Source organism: Atlantibacter sp. MEI4A-1023 (assembly GCF_056155425.1).
Genome location: NZ_CM149568.1, coordinates 595,980 through 611,997, shown reverse-complemented (window position 1 = coordinate 611,997; position 16,018 = coordinate 595,980). Strand labels below are relative to the sequence as shown.

The following is a 16,018-nucleotide window of genomic DNA, read 5'->3' as shown; positions in this document are numbered from 1 at the left end:
GGCGCTTTCGCAGACCGGGCCATTGGGTTAAAGGCTTATCAGGCTTTGGTCATCATCAACTGACGTAACGCCGCGAAATCCGCCGGCAGCGAGTGCGACAACAGCGGCAGGTCGGCGCGCTCAGCCAGCTCTTTCGGCAGATCCAGCGTCTCGCCCAGAATCGACTCTACGCTTTCTTTAAATTTAGCCGGATGCGCCGTACCGAGGAATAACCCGTATTCCCCCGGACGCAGTTGATCGCGTAACGCGCGATAAGCAATCGCCGCATGCGGTTCAGACACATAGCCGCCCGCTTTCAGTTCACGCATCGTTTCCTGAGTCACGTTATCGTCCACCGCCGCATGGCCGAGTTCATTCAGACGCCACACTTTACGGCGGAACAGCTCTTCCACGCGCGGCCAGTTGTTCGGCTGAGAAACGTCCATCGCGTTAGACAGCGTCGCCACGGTGGCCTTAGGCTGCCATTCGCCGTTTTGTAAGAAACGCGGCACGGTGTCGTTGGCATTAGTGGCAGCGATAAAGCGCTTCACCGGCAGACCGAGGGATTTTGCCAGCAACCCGGCGGTGAGATCGCCGAAGTTGCCGCTGGGCACGGAAACCACCAGTTGGTTACGCGCTTCCTGCGGCAGTTGCGCCACGGCTTCGAAGTAATAGCAAATCTGTGCCAGCAGGCGGCTGATGTTGATAGAATTCGCCGAATTCAGACCCAGCGCCACTTTCAGTTCTTCATCGTCGAACGCCTGTTTCACCAGCGCCTGGCAGGCGTCAAAATCGCCGTCGATCGCCACGGTTTCAATGTTGCCGCCCAGGGTGCAGAACAGTTTTTCCTGGAGCGGGGAAATCTTGCCCTGCGGATAGAGGATCACTACGCGCACATTTTTGAGGCCGTAAAACGCGTGGGCTACCGCTGCGCCGGTGTCGCCGGAGGTGGCGGTTAAAATGGTCACCGGCTTGTCACCGCTGATGTGGGTCAGCATCTGGGCCATAAAACGGCCGCCAAAATCTTTAAATGCCAGCGTCGGGCCGTGGAACAACTCCAGGCAACCGATATCCGGCTCCACGCTTTTCACCGGTGCCGGGAAGGCAAACGCTTCGCGCACGCGGTTTTGGAGGATCTGTTGCGGGATTTCATCGCCAATAAACGCCGCGAGGATTTTTGCGCTGCGCGAGACGAAATCCAGCTTCAGCATCTCGTCGATTTCAGTGAGGCTGAATTCCGGTAAATCGTGCGGGAAAAACAGCCCCTGGTTTTTGCCAAGTCCTTGCGTAACGGCCTGCGCAAAGCTGACCTGTTCGTTGTGATCTTTCAGATTATAAAGTTTCATGCGTTATCCCAGTACTCGTGCGCCAGCCGTGTCCAGACGGCAAATATGTACAAAGCCTTCCTGATTTTGCAGGTAGTGTTGTTGCAGCCAGTCCGCCATGCGCTGCGCCGTTTCCGGGTTATCGCACACCGCAAACAGGGTCGGGCCGGAGCCGGAAATCCCGCAGGCCAGCGCCCCGATATCGGCAGCGGCTTGACGCGCCTGGCTAAAGCCCGGCAGCAGTTTGGTGCGATACGGTTCGGCAATCACATCGCGCATCAGCTTCGCCGCCAGCAGCGGCTGGCGGGTGTGGCAGGCGTGAATAAAGCCCGCCAGGTAACGCCCGTGAGCGATGCAATCCTGGCGGCGATACTGCGCCGGTAAAATCGCCCGCGCTTCGGCGGTGGAAACCTTAATACCCGGATAGGCCATGACCCACAGCCACTCATCAAAGCCTGGCACCTGCTGGCTGATAATGCCGTTCTCTTCCAGCATCAACTGCAACCCGCCTAAAAAGCAGGGCGCGACGTTGTCGTAATGGATACTGCCGGAGATGCGCCCTTCCAGCTCGCCCATCAGCGCCAGCAAGCGCGTGTCGTTAAGCGGCTTGCCGCAAAATTCATTCATCGCCATCAGGCCCGCCACCACGGAACAGGCGCTAGAGCCCAGACCGGAGCCGATCGGCATATTTTTTTCCAGGGTCATCGCCACCGGCACGGTTTTGCCAATCTCCTGGCAAAAACGCTCCCAGCATTGATAAACGATGTTTTCACGCGGCTCGCTGGGTAATTTGCTGACGAATTGCCCGCGATTGGTCAGAGAAAACTGCTCCGCCGCCTCAACCGTGACGCAATCGCCCAACAACTCGCCGCTGGCGGGCGTCACCGCCGCGCCTAATACATCAAACCCCACGCTGACATTCCCAATGGAGGCTGGGGCATATACTTTGACCATTTTAAACTCCTAACTTCCATGACAGGGTACGCAGCAAATCGGCAAACACGCCTGCGGCAGTCACATCGTTACCCGCACCGTAACCCCGAAGTACCAGAGGCAGCGGCTGATAATAGTGGCTATAGAACGCCAGGGCGTTTTCGCCGTTTTTAACTTTATACAGCGGATCGTTGCCGTCTACGGCGGCAATTTTCACGCGGCAGGTGCCATCGTCTTCGATAAGGCCAACATAGCGCAGCACTTTGCCTTCATCACGCGCCTGCGCCACCCGGGAAGAAAAGTCATCATCCAGTTGGTTCAGGCGAGCCATAAAGCTGGCGACGTCGCCTTCCGCATCAAAACTCGCCGGGAGTACCGGTTCAACGACAATATCTGAAAGTTCCAGGCTGCGCCCGGTCTCACGTGCCAGAATCAACAATTTACGCGCCACGTCCATGCCGCTGAGATCGTCGCGCGGATCCGGCTCGGTATAGCCCATTTCACGCGCTGTGTTGGTGGCTTCGGAGAGTTTCATCCCCTCGTCCAGCTTGCCGAAAATAAACGACAGCGAGCCGGATAAAATGCCGGAGAAGCGTTGCAGCTCGTCACCGGCGTTCAGCAGGTTCTGGAGGTTTTCGATAACCGGAAGGCCCGCGCCGACGTTAGTGTCGTAGAGGAATTTACGGCGTGATTTCGCCGCCGCCTGACGCAACTGATGGTAGTAATCCATCGAGGAGGTATTGGCTTTCTTATTCGGGGTGACCACGTGGAAACCTTCGCTCAGGAAATCCGCGTACTGATCGGCCACCGCCTGGTTAGAGGTACAGTCAACGATCACCGGGTTGAGCAGGTGATACTCTTTCACCAGGCGGATCAGGCGGCCAAGATTGAACGGCTCCGATGCCTGGCCCAGTGCATCGCGCCAGTTTTCCAGATCCAGACCATGAACGTTGGTCAGCAGCGCTTTTGAGTTGGCAACGCCGCACACCCGTAAATCGATATGCTTCTGCTTTAGCCACGCCTGCTGGCGCTTAAGCTGCTCCAGCAGCGCCCCGCCGACCCCGCCGACGCCAATCACAAACACTTCGATCACCTGATCGGTGTTGAACAGCATCTGATGAGTGACGCGAACGCCGGTTGTGACATCATCATTGCTGACTACCACCGAAATGGAGCGTTCAGACGAGCCCTGGGCAATCGCCACGATGTTGATATTGGCGCGCGCCAGCGCCGCGAAGAACTTGGCGGAGATACCGCGCAGGGTGCGCATACCGTCGCCGACAACGGAGATAATCGCCAGACGCTCCATTACCGCCAGCGGCTCCAGCAATCCTTCTTTCAGCTCCAGATAAAACTCATCCTGCATCGCCCGCTGCGCCCGCACGCTGTCGGCCTGCGGCACGCAGAAGCTGATGCTGTATTCAGATGAGGACTGGGTGATCAGCACCACTGAAATACCTGCGCGGGACATCGCCGCAAACACGCGCGCCGCCATGCCGATCATGCCTTTCATCCCCGGACCGGAGACGCTGAACATCGCCATATTATTCAGGTTACTGATGCCCTTCACCGGCAGGCCGTCTTCATCACTGCTGGCGCCAATCAGGGTGCCTGGCGCTTGCGGGTTGCCGGTATTTTTAATCAGACAGGGGATTTGGAACTGGGCGATAGGGGCGATAGTGCGGGGGTGGAGAACTTTTGCGCCGAAATAGGAAAGCTCCATGGCTTCCTGATACGACATCGATTTCAGTAGCCTGGCGTCCGGCACCTGGCGCGGGTCGCAGGTATATACGCCGTCGACGTCAGTCCAGATCTCACAACAGTCGGCGCGCAAACAGGCGGCCAGCACGGCGGCGGAATAGTCAGAACCGTTACGGCCCAGCACCACCAGCTCGCCCTTCTCATTCCCGGCAGTAAAACCGGCCATCAGGATCATATGATCGGCGGGAATACGGCTGGCGGCGATACGACGGGTGGATTCAGCGATATCCACTGTCGATTCGAGGTAATGGCCCACCGCCAGCAGTTTTTCAACCGGGTCGATAACGCTGACCTTATGGCCGCGCGCCTCAAGCAGGCCCGCCATAATGGCAATCGACAATTTTTCACCACGGCAAATCAGCGCCGCATTGATGCTGTCCGGGCACTGCCCAAGAAGGCTGATGCCGTGCAGGATATGATTAATCTGGGCAAATTCTTGGTCGACCAGAGCCTTGAGTTGCGCCAGAGGGAAACCGGGTTGCTCAGCGGCCAGGCCGTTAAGCAGATCGGCAAAGATTTTTTCGGCATCGCTGATATTCGGCAGCGCATCCTGACCCCCGATGGTTTTTTCAATCATTGCCACCAGATGGTTAGTAATTTTCGCCGGGGCAGAGAGAACCGTCGCCACCTGCCCCTGTCTGGCATTACTTTCCAGAATGTCGGCTACGCGCAGAAAACGTTGCGCATTCGCCACTGATGTACCGCCAAATTTCAACACTCGCATGGTATTACCCCTTGATTTCTGGTCGAAAAAAAAGCCCGCACTGTTCAGGTGCGGGCTTTTTTCAGTTTTTCCTGTACGCGTCAGCCCGCCCCGTTACCTGTGGTAATGGTGGTGGTTGTAATAATGGTGTTCAGGCTGATGCGAGTCATGGATGTTGTGTGCTCTATATCTAATTTCTGTTGCTGTACCCTATTGGTTAAAGTATCTGTTGCGCCAAGTCAATGAATTTCTCATTTAGTCACCTTTCGCAACCATCACTCACCGTTCTGCCGCTGGGTCATAAAATATCGGATACGACGAGTTAACGGCGAATAACCCCAATCTTATCACCATGGATTGCTTAAAATGCAGAGTTTTACTCTGCGAGTTTTTTTTCGATATCGTGCAGTAAACGGTGCAACATGGCGGTATCGCGCTGTTCAAGAAGCCCTAAACGCTGAGTCAGCCAGTCAGACATTTTGTTGTCATCCTGAACGTCGAGTTTTTCAAGCAAAACGCTAACGCGACGGCGCAACGCGTCAAGTTGCTGTCCCGGCACCGGTTCGCTCTCTTCCCGCTTCGTTTGCATTAATGATGCTAATTGATAGCAATACACCATGACTGCCTGCCCCAGGTTCAGTGAAGGGTAATCCGCAACCATAGGCACGCCCGTTAAAATATCTGCCAGTGATAATTCATCATTCGTCAGACCGGAATCTTCCCGGCCAAATACCAGCGCAATTCGGCTCATCCATTGTTGCTTTTCTTGCAATAACGGCACCAGTTGCTCCGGCGTGGCGTAATAATGAAACTTCGCCCGGCTGCGTGCGGTGGTCGCAACGACAAAGTCAACGTCGGCAACCGCATCGGCAAGTGTCGGGTAAAATTTAACATTATCAATAATATCGCCCGCGCCATGGGCGACCCACCGTGCAGCAGGTTGTAAGTGGGCGTCGCTGGCAACAATGCGCAACTCATTAAAACCCATCGTTTTCATTGCCCGCGCAGCGGCACCGACATTTTCTGGTCTGACGGGTGATACCAAAATTATTGGAAATAACATTCAGTTCTCTCATGCCAATAAATGACAAAAAAACGTGATAGAGCTCAACATATTACGCGGCGAGAATTTACATTGCGATAACAAAAAGCGCAGTATTTGAACACAGCCTTTTATCAGGCTTATTTAAGTTTTCATCTATAAAAGCTTCAGGCAATATGTTAATAAAAGTATGATATCATTCTGTTTAGCATGAATAAATTTTATTAAGATATTGCCTTAAAATTGGATTCAGTCTATTAATTAGTTAACGCATGAAACTATCGGATAGTTTGCAAAATTGTGATTATCCCGAGTATTCAGCGACGATGATTTCAAGAAATTGTTATCGTGCTACAATTGAATTTGATATATGTCAACGAAGCGTAGTTTTATTAGGTGTCGCCGTTCTCTTAGCCTGTTATGTTGCTGTTAAAATGGTTAGGATGGCAGCCGTTTTTGACACCGTCGGGTCCAGAGGGAAAGTACCCACGACCAAGCTAATGATGTTGTTGACGTTGATGGAAAGTGCATCAAGAACGCAATTACGTACTTTAGTCATGTTACGCCGGGCATGTTAATTTTCAGCATGTACCAGGCAGGTCAGGGACTTTTGTACTTCCTGTTTCGATTTAGTTGGCAATTTTAGGTAGCAAACATGCAGACCCCGCACATTCTTATTGTTGAAGACGAGTTGGTAACACGCAACACGTTAAAAAGCATTTTCGAAGCAGAAGGCTACGATGTGTCTGAAGCCACCGATGGCGCTGAGATGCATCAGATCCTCTCTGACAATGACATCAACCTGGTGATCATGGACATCAACCTGCCGGGCAAAAACGGCCTGTTGCTGGCGCGCGAGCTGCGTGAGCAAGCCAATGTGGCGCTGATGTTCCTGACTGGCCGCGATAACGAAGTCGATAAAATTCTCGGCCTCGAAATCGGCGCGGACGACTATATCACTAAGCCATTCAACCCGCGTGAACTCACCATTCGCGCACGTAATCTGCTGTCGCGTACCATGAATCTTGGCACCATCAGCGAAGAGCGTCGCAATGTTGAAAGCTATAAGTTCAACGGTTGGGAGCTGGACATCAACAGCCGTTCGCTGGTGAGCCCAAACGGTGAACAGTATAAGCTGCCGCGTAGCGAATTCCGCGCCATGCTGCACTTCTGTGAAAATCCGGGCAAGATTCAGTCCCGCGCAGAACTGCTGAAGAAAATGACGGGTCGTGAGCTTAAACCGCACGATCGTACTGTCGACGTCACTATCCGCCGCATTCGTAAGCATTTCGAATCAACCCCGGATACCCCGGAAATCATCGCCACCATCCACGGCGAAGGTTACCGTTTCTGCGGCGATCTGCAGGAATAACCCGGCCAGCAGCGACAGATAAAAAGGGCGGAAATTCCGCCCTTTTTGCTTTACTTTACTTCCACAATCTTTCCCGCTCGTCCCCTTCTGCTACCTGCGGTTTTAATCGCGGCGTGCGCTTTGATAACGCGTACCAGTCGATATGACGCGTCAGGAACATCACTGTTGTCAGGACTACCAGCAATACCGCCGTCCCCAACAGCAGGGCGCTTTCCTGCGAACGTAGCAATTGCCACAACACCGCATCCAGTGTTAACAGCCCTGCGCTGAAGGCCAGGCTTCGCTTCCACCCTTTCATGACGGCCTGTAGATAAAAACCGTTTATCAGAGCACAAACGAGACTGGCGCTTAGCCACGCCAGATTAAATCCAATGTGTTCAGACAGCGCCAGCAACACCAGATAGAACATCACCAGTGACATCCCAACCAACAGATACTGCATCGGGTGCATCATGGTTGCCGTTAAGGTTTCAAAGATAAAGAACGCCATAAATGTCATGGCAATCAGCAGCACCGCATATTTTACCGCCCGGTCGATAAGCTGATACTGATCGGCTGGGGTTTCCAGCGTCACGCTAAAGGCGGGCAATCCATTAATTTCACGGTATAAATCCCCACCCTCTTCAAACGTGGTGTTGATGTTGTTAGCAAACCAGGTGCTCCTCCATAACGCTTTAAAACCACTGGCGCTGACTTCACGTTCCCGCGGCAGGAAGTCGCCAAGGAATCCTGGGTGCGGCCAGTCACTGGTGAGCGATAACTGGCTCATTCGGCCCAGCGGCACGACGGAAAAAGAACCTGTCCCGGTTAATTCCATGGAAAATGCCAGATTGAGTTGGTCATCCTGATAAAGGCTATCGGGAATATTTACGTGTACCCCCTGCTTCAGGGAAGCCAGCCCTGTACCCGGTTCAATCTCGGGGAGCGCGTTATCGTTAATGGTCACCTTTCCGACTTTCCCGATACCGCGTGAATCACCAACGGCAAGCACAATAAATGGCTTACCGATTTCAAAACCGGGCTTGCGCCATTCATTAAATTTTCCGGTATTAAAAACGGCACGGACTTTCATGGCCGTAGACCAAACTTGTCCATCATAAATGCCGATATGGCGCGTCTCGATTTGCTGATTTCCATCAATCACCAGATCATAGGGCAAATAATAATGAATAAAACTCGACGGCTTCGTGACCTCTTTGCCTCCTTCCTGCACCGAGATCATTTCCGTAATGGGTAGCGCAATGAGCGGACCCAGCAGTTTTTGCGGGCCACTGGTGCTTTGCTCGAGAGAATTTTTGACATCGTCGCGATATTGCGAACGTTCGTTAATTAAGCCTTTCAGCATCGATAGCGGCAGCAGCAATAAAATAACGCTGCCGATCAGAACCCCAATTTTGATTAATAACGGTGATTTCAGCATAAGCCCTCCTGTGAATTGAGGGCACTGTACGCAGTGAAAATGGGGGCTAAATGAAGTTATGTGAAGTTCAGGTGAAGTCAGGCCACCGGCAAATGAATGCAGGCTTCCACACCACCTTCTGGCCTGTTGCGAAGCGTAACGTTACCCAAATGAAGCCGGGTCACCTCCTGGACAAACGCCAGCCCCAGGCCACTGCTTTTCATGCCGTGGCTACGCGGCAAAGAATAAAAACGTTCGAATACTCGCGTCAGGGCGAAATCAGGAATACCGCTGCCGGTATCCGTGACGGTTAACAGGCATTCCTCATTCTGTTGGGCTGCCCGCACCTCCACCGTACCGCCTGGCGGGGTAAAATCTATCGCGTTATCAATCAGGCTGCTTAACGCCTGCGCAAGCAGTTCCCTGTCACCCGCAACTACAAGGCCCCTCGCGCTGCCATCGTCTGCCTGCAATCTGATGCCGCGTGTGGCCGCCTGCGGGGCATGGTTTTCCATCAGCATCTCAAACAGCGAGGCGACTTCAATCGGCGTACGCTGGATTTCCAGTTTATTTTCCAGTTTAGCCTGTTGGAGCAGCTTTTCGATCAACTGCTGCATCCGAAGATTTTGCTGAAGGATGTTGTCGCTAAACCGGGTGATGACGTCCGGCGGCGGCGCTTCACGCAGGATCTCCGCCGCGCCGCGAATGGCCGCAAGCGGGCTTTTCAGCTCATGGGTTAACGCGTGAACGTACTGCTCAATATAATTTTTACCTTCCAGGCGAACGCGCATATTTTCCAGCGCGTGGGCCAGCTTGCGCAATTCGCTGCTGCCGGGATTAGGCAACGGCAAAGGCCGATCCTGGGTGACAGCGTCGGCGTAGCACACCAGTTTACTGATAGAGCGATTGATCCACAGCGCCACGCCCAGGCCGATTAATAATGCGATCCCCAGCAATGCCGCGCCGGCAATCAGGATCCGCCGTTGACTGCGGCGGATCACCGGTTCCAGAGCGCTGTTCGGTTTCCCTACCGACAGAACGCCGATAATCTTGTCATTATTTCTGACGGGTGCCGCCACATACATCACCGAACTTTCTGGATCGTTGGGATCGCGTGGAGAACTGCGCGCGCCATACTTCCCGCGCAGCGTCAGCCAGACATCGTTCCAGCGTGAATAATCCTGCCCCAGCGCCTGGCCCGATGAGTCATAAACCACCTTTCCTGTGGCGTCCGTGAGATAAACGCGGTACTCATTTTTTTCTTTAATGATGCCGGAGATGTTCGCCCTGAGCGGATGGCGATTCAGCCGGGCGAATGCGCGCGCCAGTTCCCCCTGCTCAGGCTGGCCGGAGAGCAGATCATCACGGGCGATCTCGGCTAACAGAGTAGCGGAGTCGTTGAGCATGCCTTCGGTGGCGCGGCGCACGCCGGGTTTGATCTCTTCGCCAAAGATAGAAATCACGAACCATGCCGCCACGGCGACAATCAAAAAATAGCCCAGCAGCAAGCGCATTCCGAGGCGCATTAACACACCACCAGGCTGTAGCCTAAACCCCGATGGGTGTTAATGGGTGATAACGCCGGATTGATCTCGCGTAATTTGGCCCGCAGGGTTTTGATATGCGTATCGACGGTGCGATCGAAGCTTTCCTGGGCATCCTGCCAGACGTGATCCATCAGTTGCTGGCGCGAGAACACGCGTCCCGGCGCCTCCAGCAGCATTTTCATCAGCAGGTATTCGTAGCGGGTGAGTTTCAACGGTACGCCGCACCAGACCACGGATGCCGCAAGGGTATTCAGCTCAAAAGAACCGATTTTCAGCACGCTTTCAGGTTCTTTTACGCGGTTCACACGGCGCAAAATAGTGCGCACGCGCGCGCAAACTTCGCGCGGCGAAAAAGGCTTCGCCACATAGTCGTCTGCGCCCATTTCCAGCCCCAGCAGTTTATCGACTTCATCGCTGCGGGCCGTTAAAAATAGCACGGGTAACGCCGGGTTTTTCGCGAGTAGCTGGCGGCACAATTCAAACCCGCTGATATCCGGCAACCCGACATCCAGAATGGCCAAATCCGGCGGTTCGGCATGAAACGCGGCCAGCGCTGGCAGGGCGCGCTCGAAAGTCCGCACGCGGAACCCTTCCTGCTGCAACACATAACCCAGCGTTTCGCTGATGCTGATTTCGTCTTCCACCAGCCAGATCAGGGAGGGGGTCATCCGGTCATTCCTTTATGGTTGCTGCGGGCTATTCCACGGCATGATTGGCACGGCGCTGAGCGCGTTTTTCGGCGAACCGTCCACCACTTTATCGGAGTAAGTCAGATAAATGAGGGCGTTACGTTTCATATCATAAAAACGCACCACCTGAAGTTTCTTGAATACCAGCGAAGTACGTTTTCGGAACACCACTTCACCCTGCGCTTTGCCGCTTTTGATTTTTTCCGAAAGCGTAATTGGCCCCACCTGCTGACAGGAAATCGCTGCATCGGAGGTGTCTTCTGCCAGCCCCAGCCCGCCTTTAATACCGCCGGTTTTGGCACGGCTAATATAACAGGTCACGTTTTGCACATCGGGATCGTCAAAGGCTTCAACCACGATTTTATGGTCCGGGCCTAACCACTTGAATACGGTATCCACCGAGCCAATTTCTTCCGCGTTCACACTCGCGCTCAGGCCCAAACAGAATACTGCCAGGGTTAATGCTTTATATTTCATATTGTTACCAATTAAGAATGTTGATGATATAAATATCTTTAAATTTCACGTTATTATTAATTTGAGAATATATTAAGGCCAAATCTGGCACATTTTGTTAAAAAAAACACCCATCGCTAAAAGACTAAACAATGCTACTATCCGCTACCGAAAACACCCAGGTGTATTATGGATGAGGAAAATGTATGGATCAGGCCGGGATTATTCGCGATTTGCTAAGTTGGCTGGAAGGCCATCTTGATCAACCCCTGTCTCTCGATAATGTGGCAACGAAAGCCGGTTATTCCAAGTGGCATCTGCAAAGAATGTTCAAAGAAGTGACAGGCCATGCTATCGGCGCTTATATTCGGGCGCGCCGCCTGTCTAAATCCGCTGTCGCCCTGCGTTTGACCTCGCGGCCTATTCTGGATATCGCGTTACAATACCGCTTTGATTCGCAACAAACCTTTACCCGGGCCTTTAAAAAACAGTTCTCAGTGACGCCAGCGCTTTACCGCCGTTCACCTGACTGGAATGCGCAGGGTATGCGTTCGCCACTCAGCCTGGATAATACGCCGCTTCCTGTCCATGAATTCGTCACGCTTCCTGTATTGCACCTGACAGGGCTAACCCAAAGCTACGTCTGCTCTCTGGAGGAAATGGCTGAATTACGCCACGAAATGCGCGTTCAGTTCTGGGAAGCGTTTCTGGGGAATTCACCGGATATTCCGCCCGTGCTGTATGGCCTGAATGAATCCCGCCCAAGCCTGGAAAGAGACGACGATCAGGAAGTGCTTTACACCACCGCCCTGTCGCCCGATCTGATCAACGGTCATATTCAGGATTGCCATCCGGTAACGGTAGAAGGCGGCGATTATGTGCAGTTTACCTATGAAGGGCTGGGAACTGGCTTGCAGGAATATATTTTTTTCCTGTATGGCACCGTAATGCCGAAGCTGGGCCTTACGCGCCGTCGCGGCGTGGATATTGAGCGCTACTTCCCCGCTGAAGATGCCAAACGTGGCGAGCGCCCAATCCAGTTGCGTTGCGACTATCTAATCCCGGTCCGCCGCGCTTAACGCTGTAACTCATCCATCGCGGGAGCGTCCAGATGCGAGACGTCGCCCGCCGTTTCCACTACCCATCCCGACGCCAGCCAGGCGCTTTCCTGGTAATCCACGCGTGAAATCGAGCAGTTACGCAGGCGTAAGCGGCGCTCCGCCCAGGCCGGCAGGCCAAGAATGGTACTCACCAGGCAACCCAGCGCCATCCCGTGGCTGACCAGCAGCGGACGGCTACCTTTCGGCAGTGACAGACACGCATTCAGCACGGCATGCATCCGCTCGCTGAGTTCAAGCATCGATTCGCCATCAGGAATACGGCCATCGGCAGTGCCGTTAACTAACTGACGACGCCAGCCTTCTTCCTCTTCGGTTAACGCATCAATATGGCGCTGTTCCAGTACGCCCATATCCAGCTCGCGCAGACGCGGATCGTACGTCACCTCGCAGCCGCAGGCATCGGCGATAATTTCCGCCGTGCGGCGCGTCCGCCCCAGATCGCTGGCAATCACGTGGGTAATGCCCAGCGTTTTGACGCGCTCCCCCACCTGAAAAGCCTGGCGCTCACCTTTCTCGGTGAGTTTGCTGTCAGACTGGCCCTGAATGCGACGCTCTGCATTCCACTGCGTTTCACCGTGACGAACAAGGTATACCTGTAACATGCTTTTTATCCGTTATACTGCGACGATATTGATTGAGACGAGACGTTAAACATTATGTACCACGTTATCTGCGCTACCACTAATCCCACCAAAATTCAGGCGATTCTCCAGGCATTTAACGAGATATTTACATCAGGATCCTGCCACATCACCTCGGTGGACGTCGAGAGCGGCGTGCCGGAACAGCCTTTTGGAAGTCATGAAACGCGGCTCGGCGCACGCAATCGCGTCGCCAACGCCCGCGTGCAATGCCCGGACGCTGATTTCTGGGTGGCGATTGAGGCTGGCATTGACGACGACAGCACCTTCAGTTGGGTGGTCATCGAAAATGCGCAGCAGCGCGGTGAAGCGCGATCCGCCACGCTGCCCCTTCCCGCCGTGATCCTGGAAAAAGTGCGCGCGGGCCAGGCCCTCGGGCCGGTAATGTCGGCGTATACCGGTATCAACGAAATTGGTCGTAAAGAAGGCGCGATTGGCGTGTTTACCGCCGGCGCGCTGACCCGCAGCAGCGTTTATCATCAGGCGGTAGTGCTGGCGTTATCGCCGTTTCACAACGCTGTTTACCGCTGAGCTTTCAGCAGGATTTCTTCAAGCCAGGCGCGTAATTCCACCGGGGCGGACTTCAGGCTATTGGAGCCGCGGGTTATCGTGGCAATCCCCGCGCCCAGCTCGCTTTTCAGTTCGCGCTGGCTCATCTCGCCGCGCAGCAATTCTTCAATAATACGCACGCGCGTTCCCAGCGCCGTCCGTTCGTCCGGCGTCAGGAGCAGCGTTAATAAAGGAAGATGAAGCTGATTGTCGAAGGACTGCTTCAGGAGATCCACAAAACGTAGCCATTCCTGTTGGCTCTGTTCATCCTGCGCTGCAGACCAGGGTGATTGTTGAGTCATGTTATGCCGCCCTACCTTCATACTATTTAACTAGTACAGCAGCATAACATATTGCTCATCATCAGTAACGGCGTTGCCACTCATTCTGGGTCATCAGAACCGGCTTATCGCCCATGAAATAACGGTAGTAGGCGTCATAAGCCAGCACGTTTTTCACATAGCCGCGGGTTTCTGAGAACGGAATACTCTCGACAAACGCCACCGCGTCGATCCTGCCTGCGCTGTTGCCAAGCCAGGTGCGTACCCTGCCCGGCCCGGCGTTATACGCCGCCGAGGCGAAAATGCGGTTATCGCCAAACTGCTGATACACCGACTCCAGATACTGGGTACCGATATTGATATTGGTTTCTGGGTCAAGCAGCTGATTCACGCCGCTGTAACCAGAAATACCAAACTTCTGCACGGTATGAGTGGCAGTGGCGGGCATGATTTGCATCAGCCCCGATGCGCCGACCGGCGAGCGCACTTTCGGGTTCCAGGCGCTCTCCTGGCGGGCAATCGCCATCGCGTAGCTTTGTGAAATGTCTTTACCGCTGACGTAGCGCTTAAACAGGTTTTCATAAGCCAGCGGGAAGCGTTCTTCCAGATGATCCCACAGCTTACCGGCAATGGTGGCCTGCACGCTGAGATCCCACCAATCGCGGTCAAACGCATAACGCGCCAGCGCCGCCTGCTCCTGGCTGGGGCGGCTGGTGATCAGGTTCGCCCATTCGCTGCGCGCGGTGTTATCCAGCCCCCAATACATAAGCTCGCGCACCCGGGCCATCTCAGCCCCCTGGAATAATGCAGCATCCATTTTCGGGGCTTTATCCACCCGCAATGGATAATCCTCATTCAGCCGCTGGGCCGCCACCATTGGGTAAAAGCCACGCTGCTGCATCAGCGAGCGCAGGATTTGATTGGCTTCTTCAGTGCGTCCGCGCTCCAGCAGTAAATCAGCCTGCCAGTAGCGCCACTCGTCCTTTTCTTTGGCTTCCATCGGCAGCCGCGCCAGCCAGGTATTCAGCCCGACGCGATCGCCCGTGCCCAGCGCAATACGAATTCGCCGCTCGATAAGCGATGTCGACTCCGAACGCATAATCACATCGTCGCGCCAGCGGGCCTGCTCGCTGGTGATGTCATTGCCCATCAGACGCCACGCCACCAGATCGCGCAGCTCCTGTGCCTGCGCGTCGTTAAGCTGTTGCGCCTGCACCAGCGATGGGATCATCAATCGGGCATTTTCTGCATCCTGGCGCGCCACGCTGGCAAAAGCCACTGCCGCCATCTGGCGGGTAAAATCGGTCGAACCGACGCTTCGGGCAAAGGTCAGCACGCTATTGGGATCGTTCGCCAGGCTGACAAGGGCGCTGGAGACGGTCTGGTAATCCGCAGGCATCTGCGACGCCAGATTGCTGACGAGACGAGTATTGCCCTCTTTCATTGCCAGCCGGATGCGCTCAAGGTACGCCAGCGGATCCTGCTGTCCGGAACTGCGCCAGGCGGAAAACAAGCGGTCGCAGGCCGACGGTAAATTCTTCCCGGTCAACCAGATCTCTTTCGCCCCGCTGTACGCGGTAACGGTATCGCCGGTGTTCCACTTCGCATAGTAATAGTTGCATTTCGCTTCCGTTGCGGAAGGCGCCTGCGGGCTAAAGGCCAGCAGCCCGCGCCAGTCTTCCCGGCGCGCCAGTTCATTGACAAACCGGTTGGTCAGGGTCCGGGCGGGGGGCAGCGTTGGGTTAGCGCGGACGAACTGCGTAACGGTCAACGCCGGCTGATTCATGAGATCGTCGGTTAACTGTCGGTACTGCAAATAGGGATAGAGCGGATACTCGGTCAGGGTGGGCATCAGTTGCGCCACGGTATCCATCTGGCGGTTATCCCATGCCTGCTTCACCTGGGCGTAGCGGCTGCGCTGCGCTTCCAGCGAATCAGCCCATACCGTCTGGCTGATGGTCATCAGACACACGCCCGCAGTCAGCACTCGCCAGGCGGTCTGTTTAGCTTTCATCACTCGAAATCCCTCATGATGGATTAACGGCTGCGGCATCATGCCGCTGTAATACGATACTTTATGCTAACCAGGGGTTTGCGGTTGCGCCACGTCGCGGACACTTTTTTACTTTTGCCGCGGGCTGCGGGCGAGCTAACACTCCGCGCCCACGATGCTGGGATTAGCCAGGGAAAAAGGCTACACTTCGCCACTAATCACATCAC

Annotated in this window: 16 protein-coding genes and 1 other annotated feature; of the genes, 3 read left to right on the top strand and 13 right to left on the bottom strand. The window is 54.6% G+C overall.

Annotated features, from left to right (window positions below):
- Positions 1-38: 38 nt before the first annotated feature.
- From thrC to yjjY, 6 genes are all read right to left on the bottom strand, one after another.
- On the bottom strand, positions 39-1,325 hold the full coding sequence (gene thrC, locus ACVV26_RS02995) for a threonine synthase (RefSeq protein ID WP_474799898.1): 1,287 nt from the start codon (positions 1,323-1,325) through the stop codon (positions 39-41).
- A 3-nt stretch (positions 1,326-1,328) separates the two neighbouring features.
- Entirely contained in the window at positions 1,329-2,258 is a 930-nt protein-coding gene (thrB, locus tag ACVV26_RS02990; protein WP_312982828.1) for a homoserine kinase, read from the bottom strand.
- A 1-nt stretch (position 2,259) separates the two neighbouring features.
- A complete protein-coding gene (thrA, locus tag ACVV26_RS02985) occupies positions 2,260-4,722 on the bottom strand; it encodes a bifunctional aspartate kinase/homoserine dehydrogenase I (protein ID WP_474799897.1) in 2,463 nt (820 codons plus the stop codon).
- 24 nt (positions 4,723-4,746) lie between these two features.
- Positions 4,747-4,864: a sequence feature (Thr leader region), on the bottom strand.
- Complete coding sequence (gene thrL / locus ACVV26_RS02980) at positions 4,803-4,871, bottom strand: thr operon leader peptide (protein WP_125293266.1); 69 nt, start codon at positions 4,869-4,871, stop codon at positions 4,803-4,805. It overlaps the preceding feature by 62 nt.
- A gap of 206 nt (positions 4,872-5,077) precedes the next feature.
- A complete protein-coding gene (locus ACVV26_RS02975) occupies positions 5,078-5,764 on the bottom strand; it encodes a tRNA/rRNA methyltransferase (protein ID WP_474799895.1) in 687 nt (228 codons plus the stop codon).
- A 397-nt stretch (positions 5,765-6,161) separates the two neighbouring features.
- Complete coding sequence (gene yjjY, locus ACVV26_RS02970; RefSeq protein ID WP_085949465.1) at positions 6,162-6,302, bottom strand: YjjY family protein; 141 nt, start codon at positions 6,300-6,302, stop codon at positions 6,162-6,164.
- 96 nt (positions 6,303-6,398) lie between these two features.
- Here yjjY and arcA point away from each other — a divergent pair, with 96 nt between their 5' ends.
- The gene (arcA, locus tag ACVV26_RS02965; protein WP_002434287.1) at positions 6,399-7,115 is read left to right on the top strand and encodes a two-component system response regulator ArcA; all 717 of its coding nucleotides are present in this window, start codon (positions 6,399-6,401) and stop codon (positions 7,113-7,115) included.
- A 55-nt stretch (positions 7,116-7,170) separates the two neighbouring features.
- Here the strand turns inward: arcA and creD are convergent, their stop codons facing one another.
- The 4 genes from creD to creA form a co-directional block, all read right to left on the bottom strand.
- The gene (gene creD / locus ACVV26_RS02960; RefSeq protein ID WP_474799893.1) at positions 7,171-8,535 is read right to left on the bottom strand and encodes a cell envelope integrity protein CreD; all 1,365 of its coding nucleotides are present in this window, start codon (positions 8,533-8,535) and stop codon (positions 7,171-7,173) included.
- A 77-nt stretch (positions 8,536-8,612) separates the two neighbouring features.
- Positions 8,613-10,040 (bottom strand): two-component system sensor histidine kinase CreC, encoded by a 1,428-nt coding sequence (gene creC, locus ACVV26_RS02955; protein ID WP_474799891.1) that lies wholly within the window; start codon positions 10,038-10,040, stop codon positions 8,613-8,615.
- Entirely contained in the window at positions 10,040-10,729 is a 690-nt protein-coding gene (creB, locus tag ACVV26_RS02950) for a two-component system response regulator CreB (protein WP_474799889.1), read from the bottom strand. Before creB ends, creC begins: the two co-directional genes overlap by 1 nt.
- Positions 10,730-10,741: 12 nt before the next feature.
- Complete coding sequence (gene creA / locus ACVV26_RS02945) at positions 10,742-11,227, bottom strand: protein CreA (protein WP_474799887.1); 486 nt, start codon at positions 11,225-11,227, stop codon at positions 10,742-10,744.
- Positions 11,228-11,412: 185 nt separating this feature from the next.
- Here creA and robA point away from each other — a divergent pair, with 185 nt between their 5' ends.
- Complete coding sequence (robA, locus tag ACVV26_RS02940) at positions 11,413-12,285, top strand: MDR efflux pump AcrAB transcriptional activator RobA (protein WP_474799885.1); 873 nt, start codon at positions 11,413-11,415, stop codon at positions 12,283-12,285.
- Here the strand turns inward: robA and gpmB are convergent.
- Positions 12,282-12,929, bottom strand: coding sequence for a 2,3-diphosphoglycerate-dependent phosphoglycerate mutase GpmB (gpmB, locus tag ACVV26_RS02935; protein ID WP_474799883.1), 648 nt, complete (start codon positions 12,927-12,929; stop codon positions 12,282-12,284). The two genes, robA and gpmB, sit on opposite strands and share 4 nt — an antisense overlap.
- A 54-nt stretch (positions 12,930-12,983) precedes the next feature.
- Here gpmB and yjjX point away from each other — a divergent pair, with 54 nt between their 5' ends.
- Complete coding sequence (gene yjjX, locus ACVV26_RS02930) at positions 12,984-13,499, top strand: inosine/xanthosine triphosphatase (protein ID WP_474799881.1); 516 nt, start codon at positions 12,984-12,986, stop codon at positions 13,497-13,499.
- Here yjjX and trpR read toward each other — a convergent pair.
- Both trpR and sltY read right to left on the bottom strand, forming a co-directional pair.
- Positions 13,490-13,819 (bottom strand): trp operon repressor, encoded by a 330-nt coding sequence (gene trpR, locus ACVV26_RS02925; protein WP_474799880.1) that lies wholly within the window; start codon positions 13,817-13,819, stop codon positions 13,490-13,492. The genes yjjX and trpR overlap by 10 nt on opposite strands.
- A 61-nt stretch (positions 13,820-13,880) precedes the next feature.
- The gene (sltY, locus tag ACVV26_RS02920; protein ID WP_312982839.1) at positions 13,881-15,815 is read right to left on the bottom strand and encodes a murein transglycosylase; all 1,935 of its coding nucleotides are present in this window, start codon (positions 15,813-15,815) and stop codon (positions 13,881-13,883) included.
- Positions 15,816-16,018 lie beyond the last annotated feature (203 nt).